The sequence below is a fragment of the Corynebacterium nuruki S6-4 genome, assembly GCF_007970465.1.
In the GTDB taxonomy this organism is placed as follows: Bacteria; Actinomycetota; Actinomycetes; order Mycobacteriales; family Mycobacteriaceae; genus Corynebacterium; species Corynebacterium nuruki.
Genome location: NZ_CP042429.1, coordinates 2,930,707 through 2,954,411, shown reverse-complemented (window position 1 = coordinate 2,954,411; position 23,705 = coordinate 2,930,707). Strand labels below are relative to the sequence as shown.

Annotated in this window: 20 protein-coding genes and 1 tRNA gene; 11 read left to right on the top strand and 10 right to left on the bottom strand. The window is 69.9% G+C overall.

Annotation, left to right across the window (positions count from 1 at the left end):
* Positions 1–7: 7 nt before the first annotated feature.
* Positions 8–1,294, top strand: a complete 1,287-nt coding sequence (locus FSW06_RS13385) for a D-alanyl-D-alanine carboxypeptidase family protein (protein WP_010119811.1) — start codon at positions 8–10, stop codon at positions 1,292–1,294.
* A gap of 10 nt (positions 1,295–1,304) precedes the next feature.
* On the opposite strand, the gene FSW06_RS13380 is transcribed toward FSW06_RS13385, so the two are convergent.
* Positions 1,305–2,423: a YhjD/YihY/BrkB family envelope integrity protein gene (locus FSW06_RS13380; RefSeq protein ID WP_010119812.1), complete on the bottom strand. Its 1,119-nt coding sequence runs from the start codon at positions 2,421–2,423 to the stop codon at positions 1,305–1,307.
* A 392-nt stretch (positions 2,424–2,815) separates the two neighbouring features.
* Between FSW06_RS13380 and FSW06_RS14610 the strand changes: the two genes are divergently transcribed.
* From FSW06_RS14610 to FSW06_RS13360, 3 genes are all read left to right on the top strand, one after another.
* The gene (locus tag FSW06_RS14610) at positions 2,816–3,772 is read left to right on the top strand and encodes a hypothetical protein (RefSeq protein ID WP_158005210.1); all 957 of its coding nucleotides are present in this window, start codon (positions 2,816–2,818) and stop codon (positions 3,770–3,772) included.
* A 65-nt stretch (positions 3,773–3,837) separates the two neighbouring features.
* Complete coding sequence (locus FSW06_RS13365; RefSeq protein ID WP_010119814.1) at positions 3,838–4,710, top strand: N-acetylmuramoyl-L-alanine amidase; 873 nt, start codon at positions 3,838–3,840, stop codon at positions 4,708–4,710.
* A 125-nt stretch (positions 4,711–4,835) separates the two neighbouring features.
* On the top strand, positions 4,836–5,852 hold the full coding sequence (locus FSW06_RS13360; RefSeq protein WP_010119815.1) for a J domain-containing protein: 1,017 nt from the start codon (positions 4,836–4,838) through the stop codon (positions 5,850–5,852).
* Positions 5,853–5,867: 15 nt separating this feature from the next.
* Here the strand turns inward: FSW06_RS13360 and trpS are convergent, their stop codons facing one another.
* Together trpS and FSW06_RS13350 are read right to left on the bottom strand one after the other, a co-directional pair.
* Positions 5,868–6,884, bottom strand: a complete 1,017-nt coding sequence (gene trpS, locus FSW06_RS13355) for a tryptophan--tRNA ligase (RefSeq protein WP_029449249.1) — start codon at positions 6,882–6,884, stop codon at positions 5,868–5,870.
* Positions 6,874–7,797 (bottom strand): LysR family transcriptional regulator, encoded by a 924-nt coding sequence (locus FSW06_RS13350; protein ID WP_010119817.1) that lies wholly within the window; start codon positions 7,795–7,797, stop codon positions 6,874–6,876. Before FSW06_RS13350 ends, trpS begins: the two co-directional genes overlap by 11 nt.
* A gap of 86 nt (positions 7,798–7,883) precedes the next feature.
* On the opposite strand from FSW06_RS13350, the gene FSW06_RS13345 reads away from it, so the two are divergent.
* Complete coding sequence (locus tag FSW06_RS13345) at positions 7,884–8,897, top strand: SLAC1 family transporter (protein WP_139024430.1); 1,014 nt, start codon at positions 7,884–7,886, stop codon at positions 8,895–8,897.
* On the opposite strand, the gene FSW06_RS13340 is transcribed toward FSW06_RS13345, so the two are convergent.
* Entirely contained in the window at positions 8,871–9,866 is a 996-nt protein-coding gene (locus FSW06_RS13340) for an exodeoxyribonuclease III (protein WP_010119819.1), read from the bottom strand. The two genes, FSW06_RS13345 and FSW06_RS13340, sit on opposite strands and share 27 nt — an antisense overlap.
* Positions 9,867–9,876: 10 nt before the next feature.
* A complete protein-coding gene (locus tag FSW06_RS13335) occupies positions 9,877–11,148 on the bottom strand; it encodes an MFS transporter (protein ID WP_010119820.1) in 1,272 nt (423 codons plus the stop codon).
* 173 nt (positions 11,149–11,321) lie between these two features.
* On the opposite strand from FSW06_RS13335, the gene FSW06_RS13330 reads away from it, so the two are divergent.
* The 5 genes from FSW06_RS13330 (at position 11,322) to FSW06_RS13310 (ending at position 17,480) form a co-directional block, all read left to right on the top strand.
* Positions 11,322–13,565, top strand: coding sequence for an NADP-dependent isocitrate dehydrogenase (locus FSW06_RS13330; protein ID WP_010119821.1), 2,244 nt, complete (start codon positions 11,322–11,324; stop codon positions 13,563–13,565).
* Positions 13,566–13,913: 348 nt separating this feature from the next.
* Positions 13,914–15,254, top strand: coding sequence for an O-acetylhomoserine/O-acetylserine sulfhydrylase (locus tag FSW06_RS13325; RefSeq protein ID WP_010119822.1), 1,341 nt, complete (start codon positions 13,914–13,916; stop codon positions 15,252–15,254).
* 52 nt (positions 15,255–15,306) lie between these two features.
* On the top strand, positions 15,307–16,458 hold the full coding sequence (gene metX / locus FSW06_RS13320) for a homoserine O-acetyltransferase MetX (protein ID WP_040430006.1): 1,152 nt from the start codon (positions 15,307–15,309) through the stop codon (positions 16,456–16,458).
* Positions 16,459–16,523: 65 nt separating this feature from the next.
* Positions 16,524–16,609 (top strand) — tRNA-Leu (locus FSW06_RS13315).
* Positions 16,610–16,679: 70 nt separating this feature from the next.
* Positions 16,680–17,480 carry a lysophospholipid acyltransferase family protein gene (locus tag FSW06_RS13310; RefSeq protein ID WP_010119824.1) on the top strand — a complete coding sequence of 267 codons (801 nt, stop codon included), beginning with the start codon at positions 16,680–16,682 and terminating at the stop codon, positions 17,478–17,480.
* A gap of 179 nt (positions 17,481–17,659) precedes the next feature.
* Here FSW06_RS13310 and FSW06_RS13305 read toward each other — a convergent pair whose 3' ends face one another.
* From FSW06_RS13305 to FSW06_RS13295, 3 genes are read right to left on the bottom strand one after another with little or no spacing between them, the layout of a single operon-like run.
* Positions 17,660–18,493 carry an ABC transporter ATP-binding protein gene (locus tag FSW06_RS13305; protein ID WP_010119825.1) on the bottom strand — a complete coding sequence of 278 codons (834 nt, stop codon included), beginning with the start codon at positions 18,491–18,493 and terminating at the stop codon, positions 17,660–17,662.
* Positions 18,494–18,516: 23 nt separating this feature from the next.
* On the bottom strand, positions 18,517–19,638 hold the full coding sequence (locus tag FSW06_RS13300; protein WP_010119826.1) for a FecCD family ABC transporter permease: 1,122 nt from the start codon (positions 19,636–19,638) through the stop codon (positions 18,517–18,519).
* Positions 19,635–20,759 carry a FecCD family ABC transporter permease gene (locus tag FSW06_RS13295; protein ID WP_010119827.1) on the bottom strand — a complete coding sequence of 375 codons (1,125 nt, stop codon included), beginning with the start codon at positions 20,757–20,759 and terminating at the stop codon, positions 19,635–19,637. The genes FSW06_RS13300 and FSW06_RS13295 overlap by 4 nt, the downstream gene beginning before the upstream one ends.
* Positions 20,760–20,900: 141 nt before the next feature.
* Between FSW06_RS13295 and FSW06_RS13290 the strand changes: the two genes are divergently transcribed.
* Complete coding sequence (locus FSW06_RS13290) at positions 20,901–21,866, top strand: arsenic resistance protein (RefSeq protein WP_010119828.1); 966 nt, start codon at positions 20,901–20,903, stop codon at positions 21,864–21,866.
* A gap of 68 nt (positions 21,867–21,934) precedes the next feature.
* Here the strand turns inward: FSW06_RS13290 and truA are convergent, their stop codons facing one another.
* On the bottom strand, positions 21,935–22,801 hold the full coding sequence (gene truA, locus FSW06_RS13285; RefSeq protein ID WP_010119829.1) for a tRNA pseudouridine(38-40) synthase TruA: 867 nt from the start codon (positions 22,799–22,801) through the stop codon (positions 21,935–21,937).
* Entirely contained in the window at positions 22,794–23,621 is an 828-nt protein-coding gene (locus FSW06_RS15000; RefSeq protein ID WP_010119830.1) for a DUF998 domain-containing protein, read from the bottom strand. Before FSW06_RS15000 ends, truA begins: the two co-directional genes overlap by 8 nt.
* Between the last annotated feature and the right edge of the window lie 84 nt (positions 23,622–23,705).

The window sequence follows — 23,705 nt, the reverse complement described above, 5'->3', positions numbered from 1 at the left end:
ACGGGTCATGCACCCGCCCCGCCGCCGTTCCACCGCCCCCGCGCGTGTTCCCGCCGCCCTTCTCGCCGTCGCCGTCGCGGCGTCCTGCCTGCCCACCGTCGCCGCCGAGACCGGACGCAACGGGGCGGACCGGGACGCCTGGCTCCCGCTCACCGCGGCCGCGGACGCGCCGTTGCCCGCCGATCCGGTGCTGGACACCGACGACTGCCGCTACGATTCCCGCCTCCCCCGCGCCTTCGACGGGGATGCCGCGCGCGGGCCGGACACCCCGGAGGTCCGCACCATGGCACGCCCGGGCCCCGGCGGTCCCGGCATGGACAGCTGCGGCACCGTCGCCGCCGACGGGATGCAGCTGCCGTCCCGGCTGTCGTTGGGCAGTTATGTCGTCTATGACGTCGACACCGGCGACGTGCTCGCGGCCAAGGACCCCTACGGGCTGTACCGGCCCGCCTCGATCATCAAGATCCTGCTGGTCATGGTGGCCCTCGACACGCTGGATCTCGACGCGCCGGTACCGGTCACCCCGGAGATGGTCGACATCGACGGCTCCCGGGTCGGTATCGGCCCCGGTGGGCGGTACACCGCCCGCCAACTGCTGCAGGGACTGGTCATGGCGTCCGGCAACGACGCCGCCCTCGCCCTCGCCGACGCGCTCGGCGGGAAGGGCGCCACCGTCACGAGAATGCAGTCGCTGGCGGATTCGCTCGGGGTCTCGGCGACGAAGGTCACCACGGTCAACGGGCTGGACACCCCCGACGTGCAGACCACCGCCTGGGACATGGCACTGCTCTACCGGGCGGCGTTCCGACGCGATGACGTGCGCCGGTTGCTCGGCACGCAGCTCATCGACTTCCCCGGTTTCGACGACCACCCCGGGTTCCAGCTCTCCAGTGACAACGGGATGCTCTACAACTACCCCGGCGCGCTCGGCGGGAAGACCGGGTTCACCGACAATGCCCGGCACACCTACGCCGCGGCGGCGCAGCGCGACGGCCGCACGGTCGGCATCGTGGCGCTGAACTCCACCATCGCCGCGGGGCGCCCCTGGGAACAGGCCGAGGGCATCTTCGACGCCGCCTTCGGGACGCCGCGGGGCGCGGGTGTGGGACAGCTGACGGACACCGGGACAGCGGCGGTGGCCGCAGCGGCGGCTGGGACCGCCGACGCATCTGACCCGGCCGGCTCCGATCGTTCCGGCGGAGCGGCACAGGTGGCCGTCACCGCGGCGGTCGTCGCCACCCTCGTCCTCATCCTGGGTGGGGTGACTGTGCTGGCGGTGCGTCGGCGACGGTGACCGACGGCGCCTACTTCCGGAACAGCCGGGTGACGATCCCGGTGACGATCGCCCCGGCCGCCGCCCCCGCGCCGACCAGTCCGGCGGTGCGGTTCCGCTCCGCCTGCTCTGACGCGGCGGCCTCGTCGGGGACCCATGCCGCGGCTGCACGGATCTGGATGACGGCGGGCAGCGGGGCGTCCTCCACCATCTCGTCGATGGACTCCGGGGCGGTGGCGACCCAGGCCGAGCAGTACAGCGTGATCCGCCAGACGAAGTACAGCAGCACCATCACGCCGATGATCGGGCCGAACGCGGCACCGGCCGGGTTCGACATCGTGTTGTTGAAGAACACCGCCGCGAACTGCTTGAAGATCTCGAAGGCGATCGCGCCGATGACCGCGCCGCGCACCGCCGCGGGGCGGGGGACGTAGGCCCGCGGGAAGAACATGAGCAGCCAGAACATCACCACCCAGTTCGCGGCGAGGGCGATGAGCGTGGCGAGGATGTACACCACCACGCGGATGCCGGTGACGTGGTCCATGTTGAGGTTCTGGATGATCCGCCAGGTGAATCCGCCGCTGCCGACGGCGGTGACGGCGAAGGCGATGATCAGGGAGAGCAGCAGTCCGACCAGGGCGATGAAGTCGCTGATCTTGCCTCTGAGGAAACTGTCGGCCTTGCCGGAGACCCGCCACATCGCGGAGATACCCATGCGCAGGTTGCCGATCCAGCCCAGGCCGGTCCAGACGGTCAGGACGAGGCCGATGCCGAACACGCTGCCACGCTGGTTGATGGCGGTGTTGATGATGTCGGAGAGGGTGTCCCCCAGACCGCCCTCACCCGAGTCCGTCACCTTGTCCAGCAGTTTGTCGAGCAGGTCCTGGTTGCCGGCCAGCACCATCGCCGCGACCGCCATGACGAGCATGATCAGCGGGAACAGTGACAGGACCGAGAAGTAGGTGATGCCTGCGGCGAACTGGTTCCCGCCCTGTTCCCCGTAGCGGTCGTTCATGTGCATCACATGGTCGAGCCAGGGCCACTTCTCCCGGAATCCGTCGATCTTCGACGGTTTCCCGGCGGGAGTGCCGTCCGTGTTGTCGGTGCCGGTGGCGGCGGCGGACTTCGCGTCGGTCGTTGTGTCGGACATCGGGGGTACCTCGTCACGTCAGATCGGCTGAGGGGTATGGAGTGTCCACCTTAGAACTTCGCGGGATCCGGCGGGGCAGCCCCTTGCACTCAGCACACCGTGATGTTGCCGAAGAGTTCCTCAGGGGCGCCCTCGGCGACGAGGTCGGCGCGGTCCCACTGCAGCAGTTTCATCCCGTCGCTCTGCGGCAGCACCACCCGGGCCCATCCCCCGCCGCAGTACAGCGGGGGTCCAACCGTCCGGGGGCACCGCCGCCACGGTCGCCGTCCATGCCACCGGTCCTGCCCCCGGAGCAGCTGTCTGAGCGGGGACCACTCCCCACAGTAAGTACAGTTATGTGCGCGCTGGGGTCACGATATGCCGTGGCGAGACAAGGAAGAACACACCAGAGCATGGAAAAGCACGAAAGAGCACAGACGACGATGACCCACTACGACCTCTACGCCTCCCTCGGCCTGGACCGGACCGCCTCGACGACGGCCCTCGCGACCGACATCGACCGACGCATCGCGGAACTCGGTGCCGCCGGCGGTGCGCAGTACTCCGAGCTCCGCACCGCCCGGGCCGTCCTCGGTGACGCCGGACGCCGCCGCCTCTACGACCAGCAGCTCGACAATCCCACCGCACCGGAGATCACCCGTGCCGCGGTCGAGGAACTGGCGGCCATGCCGGTCGCCGCCACCGCCGGCCCCTCCTCCGGGTACACGCAGGAGATCCCGGTCGGGCCACCGCCGGCGACCGCTGCGCCGGTGGCAGCCGCTGCCCCGGCGCGCCGGCCGTGGGTGACCCCGGCGGCGGTCGTCACCGTCGTCGTCGCCGTCGCCGCGGTCGTCATCGTCTGGCTGGTCACCTCGGACGGGAGCGACAGTGCCGCACCCGCGCCGGACGCCGACTTCCGGGAATCCACGACGACCTCCAGCCCCGCCCCGGTCCCCGACACCTCCGCCGCACCGTCCCACGCACCGGCGTCCCCACCGCGCGCCACGCCGGCACCCGCCCCGGCACCGGCCCCCGCACCCGCCCCCGCACCCGGCAACACCCTCGTCACCGAGAGCGGCAACTACGGTGTCGGCCTCGCAGCCACCTCGCAGTGCGGTTCCGACGGCACCCGTGCCCGTTACGTGCTCGTCGGCGCCGGTTCCGCCAAGTGCGACTTCGCCGAGAATGTCGGCGATAAGCTGGCCGGGAACACACCGGGCAGCGGCGAACAGACCTCCGTCTCCGCCTACAGTCCCGCGCTCAGACAGCAGGTCGCCGTCACCTGCTCGCAGGTCCAGGACAGTGACCGCGACCGGCTGTGGAAGTGCTCCGTCGACAGTTCCGGCAGCGTCGTCTACGTCTACCCCTGATCCCGTCCGGCCTGCACCGTCCCCCACCGACCCCCCCACCGCCCACGCCCGCCCCGGAGGATCCCGTGACACGCTCCCCGCTCACCGCCGTCGCCGCCACCGCACTGTCTGTCCTGTCGCTGTCCGCGCTCACCGCCTGCACCATCGGTGACGGTGGAACCGCCACCACCACGACCGTGACCGCCACCGCGGCAGGCGACAACACTGCGGCAGCGCCCTCGCCGACACTGCCCGGAACCACACCACCGACCAAGGAGAATCCCGTGACAACCCCCGGCACCGACAACTCCGCCCTCGCCGCACTCAAGGGCCGCACCGTCTACCTCGACCCGGGCCACGCCGGCACCGCCCCGCCCGCCGAGCTCACCGCCGACGACGGCCGGGGTGCGACCAAGCCCTGCAACACCTCCGGGACGGCGTCCGACGCCGGCTGGCCGGAGCACACCTTCACCTGGGAGATCTCCCAGCAGCTAAAGAGCGTGCTGGAGAGCGCCGGCGCCACGGTCCTGCTGTCCCGCGACGACGACACCGGACGCGCCGACTGCATCGACGAACGCACCCGCCGGGAGAACGCCTCCGCCGCGGACGTCGTCGTCAGCCTCCACGCGGACGGGGCGGGACCGGGCAACACCGGCTTCCACATCTCCTCGATCACCGACCCGCTGCCGCAGAACCTGCCGGACGAATCCTCCCGGTTGGCCGCCACCGTGCGGGACGCCATGGTCGGCGCCGGACTGGCACCCTCCAACTATCTCGGCACCGACGGGCTGCACCCCCGGGCCGACCTGACCGGCCTGAACCTGTCGTCGAAGCCGAAGATCCTCATCGAGTTCGGCAACATGCGCGACCTCGGCGACCTGGCGGAACTGCAGTCACCCGACGGCCGGCAGAAGCGGGCCGAGGCCGTCGCTCACGGGCTGGCCGACTACCTCTCCTGAGGTCGACGGTGCTGTCGCGGCGGGTAATCTCAGATTCCGCCCCACCCGTCCGCCGGCGATGTGGACACCGTCACCGGCATCCACCGGGCACAACAGGAAATCACAGGAAGACACAGGAAGTCACCGTGCACCATTACGACCTCTACTCAGCGCTCGGCCTCGACCGCTCCGCGTCCTGCGTCGATCTTGCTGCGCAGATCGACCGGCATTCGGCGGCCGGGGCGGGCGCCCAGGCCACGGAACTGTGGGCGGCACGGGCCGTCCTCGGGTCCCCGGAGCGCCGGGCGATCTACGACCGTCAGCTCGCGGACCCGACCGCCCCGGCCATCACGCTCCAGGCCGTCACGGAGCTGGCCGGGACGGATGTCGACGGGCCCGGCGACACCCGCGCCCAGCCGGTGCCTGCGGCCGGCCCTGCCGGTTCTGCCGGCTGGTCCGCCGGCCCGACCGCCTGGTCCGCCGCGGCGGCACCTGCGCCGGTCCCCGCAGCACCCGCGCCGACGCGCGGTCCGGGCAACACCACCCGCAACATCCTCCTCGGCGCCGGCGCGGTCGTCGTGGTCGCCGCGGTGGTCATCGGCGGAATCCTCCTCACCCGGGGCAACGACGACGACGACGACCACAACCGGGCGGCGAACTTCACCGAGAGCAACGGCACCACGCAGCCGGCACCCGCCCCGGAGAACGCCCCCGCACCCTCGGCCGGACAGCCGCCCGCCCGGGAATCCGCACCGTCCTCGTCCGGCACGTCACAGGGCAGTGCCATGACCCCCCTCGGCGACATCACCCCCTCCGGCTGGACGGCGGTCCCCGCCGCCCTCTGCAACAACCGCCCGGTCGACAAGTGGGTGTACGCCGCCGGGAACCGTGGCGGTGACCGTGTCGTCGTCTGCCAGGTCGGGGACCACGGTGCCTACTACTACCGTGCGCTGGTCAACGGGAAGGGCGGCGACATCGACTGGAACATCGACATGGCCACCCACACGGACACCTACTTCAGGACCGAGAGCAAGGGCGGCCGGTACATCGTCATCGACGGCGACCATCTGAACGTCTACTCGGACAACGCGAACGGTCCGGTGTCACGGACCGACCTCGACTGGTCCCACTCCAACCTGGAGAGCCCCTACTTCAGCCGCTGATCCGGACGCGGCGTCCTACCGCAGCAGGCCCATCCTGTCGTAGACCTGCGCGAGCAGCGGCTCGGCGACGGCCGCGGCCTTCTCCGCACCCCGGTCGAGGATCTTCTGCAGCTCCGCCGGATCCGCCATGTACTCGTCGTAGCGGGCCTTCAGCGGGGTGGTGAAGGCCTCCAGGGCGTCCGCGGTATCGGTCTTCAGTGCACCGTACTGCGCACCGGACGCCTGGTAGCCCGCCACGATCTCGTCGACCGACTTCCCGGTCAGCGCCGACTGGATGACCAGCAGGTTGGACACGCCCGGCTTGGCCTCCCGGTCGTAGCGGATCTCACCGTCGTTGTCGGTGACCGCACTCTTGATCCGCTTGGCGGAGCTCTTCGGGGCGTCCAGCAGGTTGACGATGCCCTTCGGGTTGGTGCCCGACTTGCTCATCTTCGCCGTCGGCTCCTGCAGGTCGTAGATCTTCGCCGCACCCTCCGGGATGAACCCGTCGGGCACCACGAAGGTCTCCCCGAACCGGGAGTTGAACCGCTCGGCGAGGTTACGGGTCAGTTCGAGGTGCTGGCGCTGGTCCTCGCCCACCGGTACGAGCTGCGGGCTGTACAGCAGAATGTCGGCGGCCATGAGCATCGGGTACATGAACAGCCCGGCGGAGGTGCGCTCGGCGCCACGCTTGGCGGACTTGTCCTTGAACTGCGTCATCCGGGACGCCTCGCCGAAGCCGGTGAGGCAGGTCAGCACCCACGCCAGCTCAGCGTGCTGGGGCACCTGGGACTGCACGAAGATCGTCGACTTCTCCGGGTCGATGCCGAGGGCGAGCAGCTGGGCGACGCCGGCGGTGGTGCGGGTCCGCAGTTCGGTGGGGTCCTGGTCGACGGTGATGGCGTGGAGGTTGGGGATGAAGTAGAAGGCGTCGTAGTCGTTCTGCAGGTCGATCCACTGCTTCACGGCCCCCAGGTAGTTCCCCAGGTGGTAGGAGTCCGCGGTGGGCTGGATTCCGGACAGGACGCGCTTGACGGTCACTTCATCGCTCATGTCCCCCGACTCTACCGCCCCCGGTTTCCCGGGCGATCGCCAGCAGGGTCGCCGCGTCCGGATCGGTGGACGCGAGGTCGCGGCCCCGCGGACGGACCGCGCGCAGCAACCGCCGGAATGTGACGTCACGGACCGGCACGCGTACCAGTTCACCACTGTTGACCTGCGCGGCGACGGCGCGGGCGGCGATGACGGTCGGCTCGCCCATTCCGGTGACCGCGGCCCGCTGCGCCGACAGGGAACCGAACTCGCCGGCGGGCTCCGCCACCTTCCCGAGCACCTTCTCGACGATCTCGCGGCTGCCCGACCCCTCCTCGCGCATGATCAGCGGCGTCCGGCGGAGCTGTCCGGCGGTCACCTCCGTCCCGGCCCACGGGTGGGACGCCGGGACGACGAGCACGAGATCATCGACCCCCACCACGTCCGCGGCAAGACCGTGGGTCACCTCGGCACCTTCGACGAATCCGAGGACCGCCTCACCGGACGCCACGGCGTCGCAGACCTCGGCACTGTTGCACGGCCGCAGCAGGATCCTGACGTGCGGGTTCTCCCGGTGGAACCGCGCCGCCCACGACGGGAAGTAGAGTTCGGCGACGGTGTTGGAGACCGCGACCGGCAGGGACCGGGCGACGTCCGGACGGGCGGCGGCGGCGACCGCCCGGGAGAACGTCGCTGTGGCCCCGAGGTAGTCGTGGGCCGCGTCGAGGACGACCCGCCCGCGGTCCGTCGGCTCGGAACCGTTGATGCCGCGGTGGAAGACCGCGGTCCCCAGTGTCTTCTCCGCGGCGGCGACGCGGGCACTCACCGTCTGCTGGCTGAATCCGAGCGCCCGGGCGGCCGCGGCGATGCTGCGGTGCTCGTCGACCGCGATCAGGGTGACGAGCTGATCGACCGGCGGCACGTTGGGATACATGACCGCATTGTACAAAGTTGTCCTGTACCCCCGACCGGAGAACTCGTTATCCCAGGTCAGGAACACCATGAATTAGCGTGGACACCATGACCGCCGCCCGACACCCCACCGTCGCAGCCACCGCCGCCGAACCGGCCGGCGCCCCGGCCGCGCCCTCTCCCCTGCCCGCCCCCGGCGCGGCCTGGGGTGGATCGGTGATGGGTCTGGCGATCACCGGCTCACTGCTCGCCGTCCTGCCCGGCGCCGGGGCCGCTGCCGGCACGGCGGTCACCGCCGTCGCCGCGGTGGTCCTCGTCGTACTGCTCGCCGGTGCGGTGCGCGCGCCACGGTTCGACGACGTCCCCGGCTGGTCGATGATGACCATGGGACTGCTCGCCCTGGGCTCCGCGGTGGACACCACCCTCGGCTGGACCGGCGTCCATACGGTCACCTGGGTCACCGGCTCGGTCGCCGCCGTCGCCGTCTTCGCCGTCCAGGGTCTGCGCCTGCTCCGCGGCCGGGTCCCCGCCCTGTTCCCCGGCGTGCTGCCGCTGGTCGCACCGATGGTCGCTTCGACGAACGCCGCACAGCTCGGCCACCCGTTGCCGGGCACCGTCCTGTTCTTCCTGTCCCTGGTCACCGCCCTGCCGGCCTTCGTCCGCGTCTACGCCGGGGCCGGACGCCACCCCGCACCGGACCTCGCGGCGACCACCTGGATCCCGCTGGGGGTCGTCGGCCAGAGCTCCGCCGCCGCCCTGCTGCTCACCGACGGCGGCACCGCCGGGATCTGCTATGCCGCCGTGATGCTGGGCCTCGGTGTCCCCGCCGCCGGCTGGGCGCTCTGCCACCACTGGGGTGCGCTGCTGCGGCCGGACCGCCCGTCGTTCAACCCGTCATGGTGGGCCGCCACCTTCCCGGTCGGCACCTGCAGCCTGGGCACCCGCACCCTGGCCGGGGCCACCGGGCTGGGCTGGCCGGACGCGGTAAGTACCGGTCTGACGGCACTGCTGTGCCTGCATGTGCTCCTCGCCGTCGCAGGCCTGGCGTGGCACCTGGCGGCGTCCGTCCGGTCCCGGTTCTTCAGGCGTCCGGTGCTACCGGTACTCGACCAGCACCGGTGAATGGTCGCTCCACCGCAGGTCATAGGCTTCCGCCCGGTCCACCCAGGCCCGGACCGCCCGCTCGTAGAGGTCACCCGTCGCAGCCTGGTAGTCGATACGCCAGCCGGCGCCGGTGTCGAAGGCCTTCCCCCGCCACGTCCACCAGGAGTACGGCCCCTCCTCGACATCGGCGTTGAGCCGGCGGAGCACGTCGAACCACTGCGGATCGGTCGTCGGACCGGCTGCCACGCGGGCCCGGGCGACCTCACCCGGGGTGTAGTCGACCGTGCCGTAGAACTCACCCGGCGCCCCCGCCGGATTGCCGTTCCGGCCCGCATCGGTGGCATCCCCGATCTGCGTCGCGGCGTCCGGGAATGTGCCGAACACCGAGTCCATGAAGGCCCGCTCATCGGGCAGGAACCCGGACACCTTCCGGTTCGGCCGCCAGTTCTTCAGGTCCGCACGGCGGTGGCAGATGTTCCAGTCACCCCCGACGACCATCGGCACCCCGTCCTGCGCCCGACGGTCCAGGTAGGGGCCGAGGACGTCGAGGAACCGGTACTTCTCGTCCAGTTTTTCGGTGTGCTCGGAGCCGGAGGGCAGGTAGACGCTCGCCACGCGGAGTCCGGCGGTGGTGGCCTCGATCCAGCGTCCGGCATCGGCGAACTCCGCGGCGCCGGGGGTCTCCCCGAAGCCGACAGTGACATCCGTGATGTCGTGGCGGGACAGCACCGCCACCCCGGCACGCCCCTTCGCCGCGGCCTCCGCCTGGACGAGGTTCCAGCCGTCGGTCAGTGCGGGGGCCAGCGCCGCCTCGGTCTGGGCCGGGGTCGCACGCACCTCCTGCAGCAGGACGACGTCCGCGGGGGTCTGCTCCAGCCAGGGCAGGATGCCGTGGTTGTTCTCGTTGCGGACCTTCGCGGCCGCCCGGATGCCGTTGACGTTGACGGTGGCGACGGTGACGCCGGAAGTAGTGGTGGGGAGACTCATGCGCACCACCCTATCGGGCGGCCGCGGCGGCGAGCTGACGGCGGTACAGCAGCAGCGTGGGGATGAAGATCGCGAGGCCGGCGAGGGCGAGACCGGCCCCGGCGAGGGCAGGGGCGGAATAGCTGTAGCCGGCGCTGATGACCGCGCCGCCGATCGCCGCACCGGAGGCGTTGGCGATGTTGAACGCGGACTGGTTCATCGCCGCGGCGAGGTTCTGCGCCTCCCCGGCGACGTCCATGAACCGGGTCTGCATGTTCACGGTGAGGATGCCGCCGCCGACGGAGACCAGCCCGAACAGCAGGATCGCCAACGGGGCGACGGTGCTCGCGAAGTAGAAGGCGACGAGCATCACGGCCATGATGAGGAAGGCGGCGATGACCGACCGGCTGATGTTCCAGTCGGCGAGGCGTCCGCCGACCGTGTTCCCGATGACCATGCCGATGCCGTAGACCATGAGCACGAACCACATCATGTCCTCCGGGTAGCCGGCCCGCTCGGTCATGGTCCAGGAGATGTAGGTGTACACGCAGAACATGCCGCCGAAACCGACCGCGCCGGATGCCAGGGTCAGCCACACCTGCGCGTTCTTCAGCGCCCCGATCTCCGTACTCGGCCGGGTCATGGGCATCAGCGTCATGTGGGGCATCGAGTGCCACAGGCCGGCGAGACAGAACAGGCCGATCACCGCGACCACCCCGTAGGCGGCACTCCACCCGAGCACTGAACCGATCCACTGCGCCGCCGGCACACCGACCACGGTCGCGGTCGCCAGCCCCAGGGAGATCCGGGCGATGGCCTGGCCCCGTTTCCCCGGGTCGGCCATCGAAGCGGCGATGAGGTTCGCCACCGCGAAGTAGGCACCGTGCGGGATACCGGCGATGAACCGGGCGACCATGAGCATCCCGTAGCTGCCGGCGAACATCGACAGTCCGTTGCCGACGGTGAAGGCCAGCATGAGGATGATGATCAGCCGGCGCCGCGGCACCCGCCCGGTCAGGGTGGTGATCAGCGGGGCGCCGACGACGACCCCCATCGCGTAGGCGGTGACGACGTGGCCGGCCTGTGCCTCGGAGATCCCGAAGTCGTCGGCGATGTAGTTGAGCAGTCCCATCGAGACGAACTCGGTCGTGCCGATGCCGAACCCGCCCAGTGCGAGGGCGAGCATGGCGACGGGCCGCCGGCGGCGTCCCATCTCCGTCTGCCGCGGCAGCGGTCTGCGCTGCGGGTGCGGGAGGTGGCCGCGGGTGGGCAGTTTCGTCAGTCGTGAGGTGTGCTCGCTCATAAGTGATACCACCTTAAGCCTCCCGACGGCCCCCCGCGACCGGTGCGGTGTGTTCGGTTGCCGTATCATTGACAGTCGTAGACTCGCAGAGAATCTAGAAAAAGACGTCAAGACGTATCAGGGCAACGACCACACCTGTCGCCCCACCGCTGAAGAGGGAGTTACACCTGCCCATGGCAAAGATCATCTACACCCGGACTGACGAGGCGCCGCTGCTTGCGACCTACTCGCTGAAGCCCGTCATCGAGGCGTTCGCATCCACCGCCGGCGTCAAGGTCGAGACCCGCGACATCTCCCTGGCATCCCGCATCCTCGCCGCGTTCGACGACCTCCTCCCCGAGGACCAGCGCGTACCGGACACCCTCGCCGAGCTCGGCGCGATGACCAAGCAGCCGGACGCCAACATCATCAAGCTGCCGAACATCTCCGCCTCCGTGCCGCAGCTCAAGGCCGCCGTCGCCGAGCTGCAGGCCGACGGCTACGCCCTGCCCGACTTCCCCGACGAGCCGGCCACCGACGCGGAGAAGGACGCCCGCGCCCGCTATGACTCGGTGAAGGGCTCCGCCGTCAACCCGGTCCTGCGCGAGGGCAACTCCGACCGCCGTGCCCCCCAGGCCGTGAAGAACTTCGCCCGCAAGCACCCGCACCACATGGGCGCCTGGTCGAAGGACTCGAAGACCAACGTCGCGACCATGTCCGACAACGACTTCCGCCACAACGAGAAGTCCGTGGTCATCGACGGCGACGACACCCTCCAGATCCGCCTGACCGCCACCGACGGCACCGTGACGGTGCTCAAGGAGGCCCTCCCGGTGCTGGACAAGGAGATCGTGGACGCCACGGTCCTCAGCGCCGCCGCCCTCGACGAGTTCCTCAGGGCGCAGGTCGCCAAGGCCAAGGAGCAGGGTGTCCTGTTCTCCGCCCACCTCAAGGCCACCATGATGAAGGTCTCCGACCCGATCATCTTCGGCCACGTCGTGCGGTCCTTCTTCGCCGAGGTCTTCGACACCTACGGTGACATCCTGCTCGCCCACGGCCTCAACGGCGAGAACGGTCTCGCCGCGATCTACTCCGGTCTCGACGAGGCCGCCGACGAGATCGGCGCCGACAAGGTCGCCGAGATCCGCGCCGCCTTCGACAAGGGCTTCGCCGAGGGCCCGGCGATCGCCATGGTGAACTCCGCCAAGGGCATCACCAACCTGCACGTGCCCTCCGACGTCATCGTCGACGCCTCCATGCCCGCGATGATCCGCACCTCCGGCCACATGTGGAACAAGGACAACGAGGAGCAGGACACCCTCGCGGTGCTGCCGGACTCCTCCTACGCCGGCGTCTACCAGGTCGTCATCGACGACTGCCGGAAGAACGGCGCCTTCGACCCGACCACCATGGGCACCGTCCCGAACGTCGGCCTCATGGCGCAGAAGGCCGAGGAGTACGGCTCCCACGACAAGACCTTCAAGATCCCCGCGGCCGGCACCGTCGACGTCGTCAACGCCGCCGGCGAGGTCCTGCTGTCCCACGAGGTCGCCGAGGGCGACATCTGGCGCGCCTGCCAGGCCAAGGACATCCCGGTCCGCGACTGGGTGAAGCTGGCCGTCAACCGCGCCCGCGCCACCGGCTGGCCGGCCGTGTTCTGGCTCGACCCGCAGCGCGCCCACGACAACAACATCCGCGCGAAGGTCGAGGAGTGCCTCGCCGAGCACGACACCGACGGCCTCGACATCCGCATCCTCTCCCCGGAGGAGGCCTGCCAGCTCTCCGTCGACCGCATCCGTGCCGGCGAGAACACCATCTCGGTGACCGGCAACGTGCTGCGTGACTACCTCACCGACCTGTTCCCGATCATGGAGCTGGGCACCAGCGCGAAGATGCTGTCCATCGTCCCGCTCATCGCGGGCGGCGGCCTGTTCGAGACCGGTGCGGGCGGATCCGCCCCGAAGCACGTCCAGCAGCTCATCGAGGAGGACTACCTGCGCTGGGATTCGCTGGGCGAGTTCCTGGCCCTCGCCGAGTCCCTGCGCAAGCTCGCGGAGACCGACAACAACCCGCGGACGCCCATCCTCGCGGACGCCCTGGACAAGGCCACCGAGAAGGTCCTCAACGAGGACAAGTCCCCGGCCCGCGTCATCGGTGAGATCGACAACCGTGGCAGCCACTACTACCTGGCCGCCTACTGGGCGCGGAACCTCGCCGAGCAGACCGACGATCCGGCCCTCGCCGAGATCTTCGCCCCGGTCGCCACGGCGCTCGAGGACGGGTTCGAGGCCATCAAGGTCGAGATGCGCGGCGGCCAGGGCTCCCCGGTGGACCTCGGCGGCTACTACCTGCCTGACGACGAGAAGACCACCGCTGTCATGCGCCCGTCGAAGACCTTCAACGGGATCATCGACGGCCTCGCGGCCGCCCACCGCTAGGCAGGACGACCGACCGGACTGACGCTGTCACACCGGCCGCACCCGGCCTGACCGGATGCCCCCGCACCCCGGGGCACGCGACAGTTGCACTGTCACGTGCCCCGGGGTGCGGTCATTTCCCGGGCCGCCGCATCCCGGACCGCCGGCGTCCACCGGTGAACGCCGGATACTGCCGCAGCCGTTGGCGGAACCATTCCTGATGAACAGCTCGGTCTACCCCCTTCAACGCTGTGACCAGTGCCGACGGAGAAAAGTAGACCGAGCTGTTTGCCGTGGAGGCCTCCGGTGGTCTATCGTCTTCCTCAGCAAACACAGACCCGTCACCGACCCGCCACCGAAGGGACCCCCATGACCACGAAGTACGACAACAGCAACGTCGACAACTGGGGCTTCGCCTCCCGCGCCGTCCACGCCGGCCAGGAAGTGGACTCCGACACGGGCGCCCGCAACCAGCCGATCTACCTCTCGGCCTCCTACGTCTTCAACTCCGCCGAGCACGCCAAGCAGCGCTTCGCCCTGGAAGACCTCGGCCCGGTCTACGGCCGCCTGACCAACCCGACCCAGGAGGCGCTGGAGAACCGCATCGCCTCCCTCGAGGGCGGCGTCCACGCCGTCGCCTTCGCCTCCGGTCAGGCCGCCGAGACCGCCGCGATCTTCAACCTCGCCGGCGCCGGCGACCACATCGTCACCTCCGCCCGTCTCTACGGCGGCACGGAGACCCTCTTCGGGATCACCCTCGCCCGGCTCGGCATCGAGGTCACCTTCGTCGAGGACGCCGACAACCTGGACGCCTGGGCCGCCGCCGTGCAGCCCAACACCAAGGCCTTCTACGGTGAGACCTTCGCCAACCCGCAGGCCGACGTCCTCGACATCCCCGCCCTGTCCGAGCTCGCCCACAAGAACAACGTGCCGCTCATCGTCGACAACACCGTCGCCACCGCCGCCCTCGTCCGTCCGCTCGAGCTCGGTGCGGACATCGTCGTGGCGTCCCTGACGAAGTTCTACACCGGCAACGGCTCCGGCCTCGGCGGAATCCTCGTCGACGGCGGAAAGTTCGACTGGTCGGTCGAGAAGGACGGCAAGCCCGTCTTCCCGACCTTCGTCACCCCGGACCCCGCCTACCACGGTCTGAAGTACGTCGACCTGGGCGCACCGGCCTTCGGCCTCAAGGCCCGCGTCGGCCTGCTGCGGGACACCGGCGCCACCCTCTCCCCCTTCAACGCCTGGGTCACCATCCAGGGCCTGGACACCCTCGCCCTGCGCGTGGAGAAGCACAACGAGAACGCACAGAAGGTCGCCGAGTTCCTCGACGCGTCCCCGCTGGTCGCGAAGGTCAACTACGCGGGCCTGCCGTCCTCCCCGTGGTACGCCACCAAGGAGAAGCTCGGCCTGAAGTACACCGGGTCGGTGCTGTCCTTCGACCTCGCCGTCGACGACAACTGGTCCGACGAGGCGCAGGAGAAGGCCTGGACCTTCATCGACGCCCTGAAGCTGCACTCCAACCTCGCCAACATCGGTGACGTGCGCTCCCTGGTCGTCCACCCGGCGACCACCACCCACTCCCAGTCCGACCAGCACGGTCTGGAGCGCGCCGGCATCAACCGCGCGACCGTCCGCCTGTCCGTCGGCATCGAGGACATCGACGACATCCTCGCCGACCTGCAGCTCGGCCTGGACGCGATCGCCTGACGGCGTCCCGTCCCCGTCCGTCCCCGCCGTCCCCAGGAGCACACCAGTGAGCATCTCACCTGACGCACTGCCCGCACCGTACGAGTCAGCCGTGTTCCCCATCGGGGACTTCACCACCGAGGCGGGCGTCCCGGTGCCCGGGGCCGGCCTCCTGCTGTACGCCTTCTACGACGCCGCCGACGGGGCCGTCCGCCTCGACGACGGACGCCCCGACCCGGCCGAGGTCGTCGAGCGCCCGGTGATCCTCATCGAGCACGCGCTCACCGGCGACGGCGACGCCGCGGACTGGTGGTCCGGCATCATCGGCCCCGGTCTCGCCCTCGACACGACCCGGTACCTGGTGCTCTGCGCGAACTGTCTCGGCGGGTGCCAGGGTTCCACCGGCCCCTCGTCACGGCACCCGGACGGCGACTACTGGGGATCCCGCTTCCCCGCGCTGAGCATCCGCGACCTCGTCGTGGCGGAGAAGCAGCTCATCGTCGACGTCCTCGGTGTCGAGCGGCTGCGCGGCGTGATCGGTGCCTCGATGGGCGGGGCACGCGTGCTGGAGTGGACCTTCCTCTACCCCGAGCTCGTGGAGGCGGCCCTGCCCGTCGCGGTCTCGGCACGCGCCTCCGCCTGGCAGATCGGCATGCAGTCCGCACAGATCCGCTTCATCACCACCGACCCCTGCTGGCAGGGCGGTGACTACCACGGCACCGGCCGCATCCCCGCCGAGGGACTCGGCCAGGCCCGCCGTATCGCCCACCTGACCTACCGGGGTGAGCTGGAGATCGACGAACGGTTCGGCACCGACCCCCAGGCAGACGAGAACCCCTACGGGCCCTACTGGTCGCCGCAGCAGCGGTTCTCCGTGGAGAGCTACCTGGACCGTCAGGCGGAGAAGCTCGTCTCCCGGTTCGACCCGGCCACCTACGTCATCCTCACCGATGCGCTGAACCGGCACGACATCGGTCGGGGACGCGGCGGGATGAACCGGGTGCTCGGAACCTCCCAGGTGCCGACCATGGTCGCCGGGGTGGACACCGACATCCTCTACCCCTACCACCAGCAGGAGCACCTCTCCCGGAACCTCGGTGACTTCATCGGCCTGTCGAAGATCACCTCCCCCACCGGTCATGACGGATTCCTCACGGAGACCCGGCAGATGACGATGATCCTGGAGAAGTTCCTGCGCAAGGCGGAGCTGCTCGCACAGCGGTAGGCACGGCAGAATCACAGACTTGCGGTTCTCCCGTCGCTCCGGTAAAAATAGTGGTGCTTCACCAGGTCTGGGTGGCGGAATGGCAGACGCGCTAGCTTGAGGTGCTAGTGCCCTATTAACGGGCGTGGGGGTTCAAGTCCCCCTCCGGACACGTTGCGACACCCGTCGCGGTTGACCCCCGGTCACCGCGGCGGGTGTTTCCGTACCCTAGAGTGGTTGCCATGCCGAATGTTCTGCCGTGGCCCGCGCGATCGGTCATCACCGCCACCGACGGGGCACGCCCCGCACCCCGGCAACGCCGCCGTGGTCTCTACGATGCCGCGAAGGCCCTGGCGATCGCCCTGTTCCGGGCCCAGAACATCAGTGTGCGGATCACCGGGGCCGGGAACATCCCGCTCACCGGCGGGCTCATCCTCGCCCCCAACCACCGCGCCTACTATGACGTCATCCCGGTCAGTCTGCCGCTGCAGCTGCGCGGTGACCGGAAGCCCCGGTACATGCTGAAGAAGGAGGCGTTCGTCAACCGTCCGGTCTCCCGGATTCTCGTCGGGCTCGGCGGCATCGCCGTCGACCGCACCCCCGGCCGCGGCGCCACCTCCTTCTCCGCCGCGGTGGACGCCCTGTCAGCCGGCGAGGTCGTGGCGGTCTTCCCGCAGGGCACGATCCGCCACACCCCCGATGTCGGGGATCTGAAGACCGGTACGGTGCGGATGGCGGCCGCCGCGGGTGTGCCGATCGTCCCGGTCGGCTGCGCGGGGACGGAGAAGCTGTGGACGCGGGGGCGGCGTCCCCGTCTGTTCGGACGCCGTGTGACGGTCCGGGTCGTCGTCGGGGAACCCTTCTACGTCGGATCAGACAGTGACACGGCTGGCACGGCTGACTCGGCTGGCACACCTGACCCGGCTCACATCGATGTCACTGCCGCGACCGGGGAGCTGCGCCGCCGGCTGCAGTCGGTGAAGGACAGGGCCGACAGGGCCGACAGGGCCGACAGGGCAGACGGGACCACGGCCGCCGGCTGATCGTAGTACCCGGTGAGGTTGTGGACGTCGCTGTAGGGGTCGGGTCGTGTCCCGGCGCGGTCGGGTTCACGAACCCGGGTGCGGACCGAGGACAGGAAAATCGACCCGTCGGTTCGTTCCGCGGGCATCGGAGGCACGGCTCCCATGGACCGTGGTCACGATCGCCCCGGGACGTGCGACTAGTTCTCCTCGACGACCGGGGTGACGGGGGCGAGGTCCACGCCCTCACTGCGCGGGTCCAGGGGGACGATCGAGGGAGTGCCGGTGACGGCGTCCGGGACGACCATGGCCCGCAGCCCGAAGACCTCGTGCACCAGGTCGGGGGTCATGACCTCCTCGGGGGACCCGGTGGTGACCACCTGTCCGTCCCGCATCACGATGAGGTGCCCGGCGTAGCGGCAGGCCTGGTTGAGGTCGTGCAGCACGGTGACGACGGTCTTCCCGTCGTCGTGGAACGTCCGCAGCAGCTCCATCAGCTCATACTGGTGGGCGATGTCCAGGAAGGTCGTGGGCTCGTCGAGCAGCATGATGGGTGTCTGCTGCGCGAGGAGCATCGCCACCCACACGCGCTGCCGCTGACCGCCCGAGAGCTCCGAGACCAGCCGGGAGGAGAGGTTGTCGGTACGGGTGGAGGCCATCGCCTCCTGGACCGCGGCCTCGTCCTCCTGGCTCCACTGGTGGAACAGTGACTGGTACGGTGCCCGCCCGCGGGCGACCAGGTCGGCGACGCGGATGCCTTCCGGGGCCAGTGAGGTCTGGGGCAGCAGTCCGAGCTGCCGGGCGACCTGCTTGGCGCCGTGGGAGGCGATCGGCTTCCCGTCGAGCAGGACCTCGCCCTTCACCGGGGTGAGGACGCGGGCCACCGCGCGCAGCAGGGTCGACTTGCCGCAGCCGTTGGGTCCGATGATGGCGGTGAAGGACTCATGGGGGATGTCGACGGTGAGGTCGGTGGAGATGATCCGCTGGTCGTAGCCGATGGTGGCGTTGCGGACCTGCAGTCGTGCGTCAGTCATAGTCTCTTTCATTTCAGCATCGCTCATTTCGGCGTCCCGTACTGTGTCCGTGCTTCGCGGATCAGCAGCCAGATCATGTAGATACCGCCCACGCTCACGGTGAGCAGGCCCACCGGGATCGACCGGTAGAAGTGGGAGATCACCAGGGACAGGAAGTGGGCGAAGGTCAGCAGTGCCGCGCCGACGGCGGCGGCGCCCAGGACCGTCACCCCCGGCGTCCCGGCGATGCGCCGGGCGAGCTGCGGGGCGACCAGGGCGATGAAGCTGATCGGCCCGGCGGCGGCGGTGACCAGGGCGGTCGTCGCCACACCGACAACCATCAGCAGCAACCGGGTGCGTTCCACGTTCACACCCTGGGTCGTGGCGGCGTCGTCCCCGAGCTCCATCTGTCTCAGCGCCGGGGCGAGCAGTGCGACGAGGCCGACCACCACCGCGGCGAGGATCAGCACCGGGACCAGCGAACTCCACGTCACCCGGTTGATCGAGCCGGCCGACCAGAAGCCGACCATCATGGCGTCCTCCACGTCCGCGCGGGTGATCAGGTAGGAGTTCAACGAACCCAGCGTCGCCGAGACGCCGATACCGACGATGATCAGCCGGAAACTCTCCACCCGTCTGTTCTTCCGCGCCAGCATGAACACGACGAAGGCGGTGATGATGCCGCCGATGATCGCGGCGACGGCGATGTTCCAGTACGCGGTGGTGCCGAGGACCAGCATGCACACCGTCACGGCGGTGTAGGACCCCGCATCGAACCCGATGATGTCCGGTGAACCCAGCGGGTTGCGCGTCATCGACTGGAAGATCGCTCCGCCGATACCCAGCAGCGCGCCGAAGACCACCGCGGCGATCGCCACCGGCATCCGCCACTCCACCACGACGATGCGGTGGAAGCGGGTCTCCGGAACGCCGAAGACCGCCTTCGCGATCTGCCACGGGTTCAGCGGATAGTCGCCCATCCCCATCGCGATGAGCGCGAGCACCGCGGCGGCGACGAAGAAGGAGACCGCCACGACCGCGAGACGGACGTGGATGCGGGTGCTGGTCTTCGGGGTACGGACGATGACGTTGCGGTAGCCGAAGTCCACACCGGACCTGCTTGTGCGTTCGGCGATCCGGCCGCCGAGACGTTCCCTGGCACTCACAGGCCACCCGCATTCTTCCGGCGGACCAGGGCGATGAGCACCGGGGCACCGATGACGGCGGTGAGGATGCCGACCTCGATCTCACCTGGACGCGCGATGACGCGGCCGAGGGTGTCCGCCAGCAGCACCATGATCGGGCCGCCGAGCAGACAGTAGAAGAAGATCCAGCGCTGGTCCGGTCCCACGATCCAGCGGACCACGTGCGGGACCATCAGACCGACGAACCCGATACCGCCGGTCAGCGCGGTCGCGCCACCGGCCAGCACGGTGACCGCCAGGATGGTGAGGACGCGGGTGCGGACGACCTTCGTCCCGAGGGACGCCGCCAGGTCGTCACCCAGGGCGATGGAGTTCAGGTCGGTGGAGACCAGCACCGCCAGGACGAATCCCAGCAGCAGGAAGGGGATGACGAACTTCGCGTCGTCCAGGGAGGTACGGGCGACCGACCCCAGGTTCCAGTTGCGGACTGACTCGAAGGTGTCCGGGTCGATGAGGGTGAGGAAGCTGGTGATGCCGCCGAACACGGCGCCGAGGGCCACACCGGCGAGCACGAGGGTCGCCGGGTTCGCACCGCGGGCACCACCGGCGACGCCGATGATGTAGACGAGGACCGTCGTGGCGGCGGCGCCGAGGAACGAGAACCAGATGTACTGGTTGATGCTGCTGATCCCGAGCACGCCGACACCGACGGTGACCGCCAGGCCGGCGCCGGCGTTCACGCCGAGGATCCCCGAATCGGCCAGCGGGTTGCGGGTCAGGGCCTGGATCAGTGCGCCGGCGAGGGCGAAGGCGGCGCCGGTGAGCAGACCGATGACGGTCCGTGGCAGGCGCTGGTCCCAGACGATCCAGGACGCCTCGTTGTCGCCCCGGTGCCAGATCGCATCCCAGACGTCGGAGTACGGGATGGGGTTGGCGCCGTTGGCGAGGCTGAGCAGGAACGCCACCGCGAGCACCGCGAGGAGGGCGACGAGTCCGAGGAACCGGCGCCCGTAGAGCGACGGTGCCGTGGTCGGGGGCGGTACGGCGGCCGCCGCGGCATCAGGGGTGTCCGCCTCTGCCGCGTCTGTCGCGGCCCGGCTACCGGCGCCGGACGGCGGTGGGGTGGGAAGAGTCTGTGTCATGGTCGTTTTCTCATCGGGGTTATTCGGCATGCCTGCGGCACAACGTTCTCAGGCTACCCTTCCTCCCTGTGACGCAGTTGTCCGGTCGTGACAGGTTGTTAGCACCGGAACAGCGGCACCGGTCACCTATGCTGGACCTCCGTGAATGTCGCATCGACCGTCGCCGTCCTGGAACGGCACCAGGTATGGCTGTACCTCCTGGCACTGGTCGTCGGCGCCGGGGCAGGCCTCACCGACCCGGCGCTGACCGGACCGGCGGAGGCACTGGTCAATCCGCTGCTCGGCCTGCTGCTCTACGCCACCTTTCTCGCCGTACCGTTCCGGCGGCTCGGGTCGGCGCTGCGCGACGGCCGGTTCCTGCTGACCGTCGCCGTGGTCGACTTCGTCTTCGTCCCGCTGGTGGTGTGGCTCATCACCAGGCCACTGGCCGGGGACGACCCGGTCGACCGGGCGCTGCTGGTCGGCGTCCTGTTCGTGCTGCTCGCCCCGTGCGTGGACTACGTCATCGTCTTCACCGGGCTGGCCGGCGGTGCGGCGGACCGGCTGCTGGCCGCCACTCCCCTGCTGATGCTCGCGCAGATCGTGCTGCTGCCGGTGTGGCTGCGGCTGTTCGCCGGGGCCGAGGTGGTGAGGTCGGTCGATCCCGCCCCGTTCGTCTCCGCGTTCTTCTGGCTGATTGTCGTGCCGCTGGTCGCCGCCGCGGTCACCCAGCAGCTGGGCGGGGTGGGACGCCGCGTGTCCCACGGTATGGGGGTGGCCATGGTGCCGCTGATGATGGCGGTGCTGGCGGTCGTCGTCGCCTCCCAGATCGACCGGGTCACCGGGCAGTGGAGTGACCTGGTGCGGGTGGTGCCGGTGTACGTGGTCTTCGCCGTGGTGATGGGCGTTGTCGGCCTGGTCGCCGGGCGGCTGGCCGGGCTGGACGTGCCCGGTGTGCGGGCGGTGATGTTCACCGGGGTGACGCGCAATGCGCTGGTCATCCTGCCGGTGGTGCTCGCGCTGCCGGCGGCCTACCGGCTGGCCCCGGCGGTGGTGGTGACGCAGACCCTCGTGGAGCTGCTGGTCATGGTGGTGATGGTGACGGTCGTGCCGAAACTGGTGCGGTAGCTGACACGGGCTGACCCGGTTCGGGGCGGTCCGGCGGCCGGGGCGGCACGATCCGGGTCAGTTCGCGTCTACTGCACCGGCTCCCGCTTCACCCGCGTCTCCTCGGCCCGCGCCGCCAGATCCGCGTCCGCCGGGTAGTCCACGGCGACCAGGTTGAGTCCGCACGCCGGTGCGACCGGCACCTTCGACGACCGGGACCGCTCGTCCAGCAGGCCTTCGGTGAAACCGGCGGGGCGGCGTCCCTCCCCCACCGTCAGCACCGCGCCGACCAGGGACCGGACCATCGACCAGCAGAAGGCGTCCGCGACGACGGTCGCCTCGTAGGTCTCCGGCTCGGCCGGTGTGGAGACATCACGCCAGGTGAACTCCTGCAGGTCACGCACCGTGGTCGACCCTTCCCGGTACTTGCAGAAGGCGGCGAAATCGTGCAGTCCGACGAGCACGTCGGAGGCCGACTGCACCGTGGCGAGGTCCACCGGGTGCCGCCACCGGGCGGTGTCCCGCACCCGCAGCGGCAGCGGCCCCGCCAGGGCCGTCGTCACCCGGTACACGTAGTGGCGCCGCAGCGCGGAGAACCGGGCGTCGAACCCCGGCGCCGCCGCGGACGCCCCGTGCAGCCGCACATCGTCCGGCAGCATCCGCGACAGCCGGCGCACCAGATCCGACGGCTCCTGCAGCGAGCGCTGCCCGAACGCCTCAGCGGGCACATCGACGTGCGCGACCTGCCCGTCGGCGTGGACGCCCGCATCGGTCCGACCGGCCACGACCAGTTCCACCGGAGTCCGGAACACCAGCGACAGCTTCTCCTCCAGGACGCCCTGGACCGTGCGCAGGCCCGACTGCGGCCCCTTCTGACGGGCCCAGCCGTGGAAGTCCGTGCCGTCATAGGCGATGTCGAGACGGACCCGGACATCCCCGGGACGCGGGTCACTCATGGGGACCTCCGAATCCCGGGTAGCGGCGGGACGCCCCGCCGGACTCGTCACGGTGGACCCCCGGGCTGACCGGCGTCCGGGGCGCCGGCGGCAGCGCCAGGTTCCGCACCGGGACGGCGTCCATCCCGGCGACACGCATCCGCTCCTGGTCCGCGGCCCCGCCCAGGCTCACCAGGCAGATCCCGAACACGACCGTCCACGCCGTCAGCGATTCGTACACCACCCGCTCGAACGCGCCCGGCATCACGTTGCCGCCGGAGAACACGAGGGTGAGCAGGGCGACGACCGAGAAGAACTCCACCACGCGGGTGATCGGCAGGTAGGCGCCGTAGATCAGCGGGTGGGCGTCCCCGGTGTCCTCCGCATGCCGGGTCGCCGCATCGATCAGCACCTCCATCGCCGCCCACAGTGCGACCGCATGGGCGACCAGGACGATCGTGTTGAGGGTGCCGTGAAGATCCGACGGGATGAGCCCGACGGCGATGGTGAACAGGCCGGACAGGCCGATGAGCACGGCGGTGGGGCTCACCGCGGCATCACGTTCGCGGCGGGCGGTGAGGATGATGAGGACCGCCGCCACCGCCACCATCAGTCCGGAGAGCACGGTGAGCCCGTTGACGACGACATTCGCAGGACTGCACACGAAGCGGGTCCCGAAGTGGTCGCGGAGCACCGTGCACTCGGTCACGCCGAAGTCGGTCGCGCGGTTCTCGACCAGTGAGTACATCCCCCGCCACCGCAGCAGCCCGATGAACTGTCCGACCCAGGAGAGTATGCCGCTGAACAGCAGCAGGAAGCCCGAAGTGCGGTAGGTGATCATCCCACTCAGTCTAGCAGGCACGACGCAGACCGCCCGGCCCCGCACAGTGTGCGGGACCGGGCGGTGGATGCCGGAGGTAGCGGT

What these genes read in the sequence shown, in the direction of transcription:
- FSW06_RS13340 (WP_010119819.1), bottom strand. Translation starts at nt 9,866, where the DNA reads ATGAGTCTCCCCACCACTACTTCCGGCGTCACCGTCGCCACCGTCAAC.
- FSW06_RS13335 (WP_010119820.1), bottom strand. Translation starts at nt 11,148, where the DNA reads ATGAGCGAGCACACCTCACGACTGACGAAACTGCCCACCCGCGGCCAC.
- FSW06_RS13380 (WP_010119812.1), bottom strand. Translation starts at nt 2,423, where the DNA reads ATGTCCGACACAACGACCGACGCGAAGTCCGCCGCCGCCACCGGCACC.
- FSW06_RS15000 (WP_010119830.1), bottom strand. Translation starts at nt 23,621, where the DNA reads ATGATCACCTACCGCACTTCGGGCTTCCTGCTGCTGTTCAGCGGCATA.
- FSW06_RS14610 (WP_158005210.1), top strand. Translation starts at nt 2,816, where the DNA reads ATGGAAAAGCACGAAAGAGCACAGACGACGATGACCCACTACGACCTC.
- FSW06_RS13310 (WP_010119824.1), top strand. Translation starts at nt 16,680, where the DNA reads ATGCCGAATGTTCTGCCGTGGCCCGCGCGATCGGTCATCACCGCCACC.
- FSW06_RS13345 (WP_139024430.1), top strand. Translation starts at nt 7,884, where the DNA reads ATGACCGCCGCCCGACACCCCACCGTCGCAGCCACCGCCGCCGAACCG.
- trpS (WP_029449249.1), bottom strand. Translation starts at nt 6,884, where the DNA reads ATGAGCGATGAAGTGACCGTCAAGCGCGTCCTGTCCGGAATCCAGCCC.
- truA (WP_010119829.1), bottom strand. Translation starts at nt 22,801, where the DNA reads ATGAGTGACCCGCGTCCCGGGGATGTCCGGGTCCGTCTCGACATCGCC.
- FSW06_RS13295 (WP_010119827.1), bottom strand. Translation starts at nt 20,759, where the DNA reads ATGACACAGACTCTTCCCACCCCACCGCCGTCCGGCGCCGGTAGCCGG.
- FSW06_RS13325 (WP_010119822.1), top strand. Translation starts at nt 13,914, where the DNA reads ATGACCACGAAGTACGACAACAGCAACGTCGACAACTGGGGCTTCGCC.
- FSW06_RS13305 (WP_010119825.1), bottom strand. Translation starts at nt 18,493, where the DNA reads ATGACTGACGCACGACTGCAGGTCCGCAACGCCACCATCGGCTACGAC.
- FSW06_RS13385 (WP_010119811.1), top strand. Translation starts at nt 8, where the DNA reads ATGCACCCGCCCCGCCGCCGTTCCACCGCCCCCGCGCGTGTTCCCGCC.
- FSW06_RS13350 (WP_010119817.1), bottom strand. Translation starts at nt 7,797, where the DNA reads ATGTATCCCAACGTGCCGCCGGTCGATCAGCTCGTCACCCTGATCGCG.
- FSW06_RS13330 (WP_010119821.1), top strand. Translation starts at nt 11,322, where the DNA reads ATGGCAAAGATCATCTACACCCGGACTGACGAGGCGCCGCTGCTTGCG.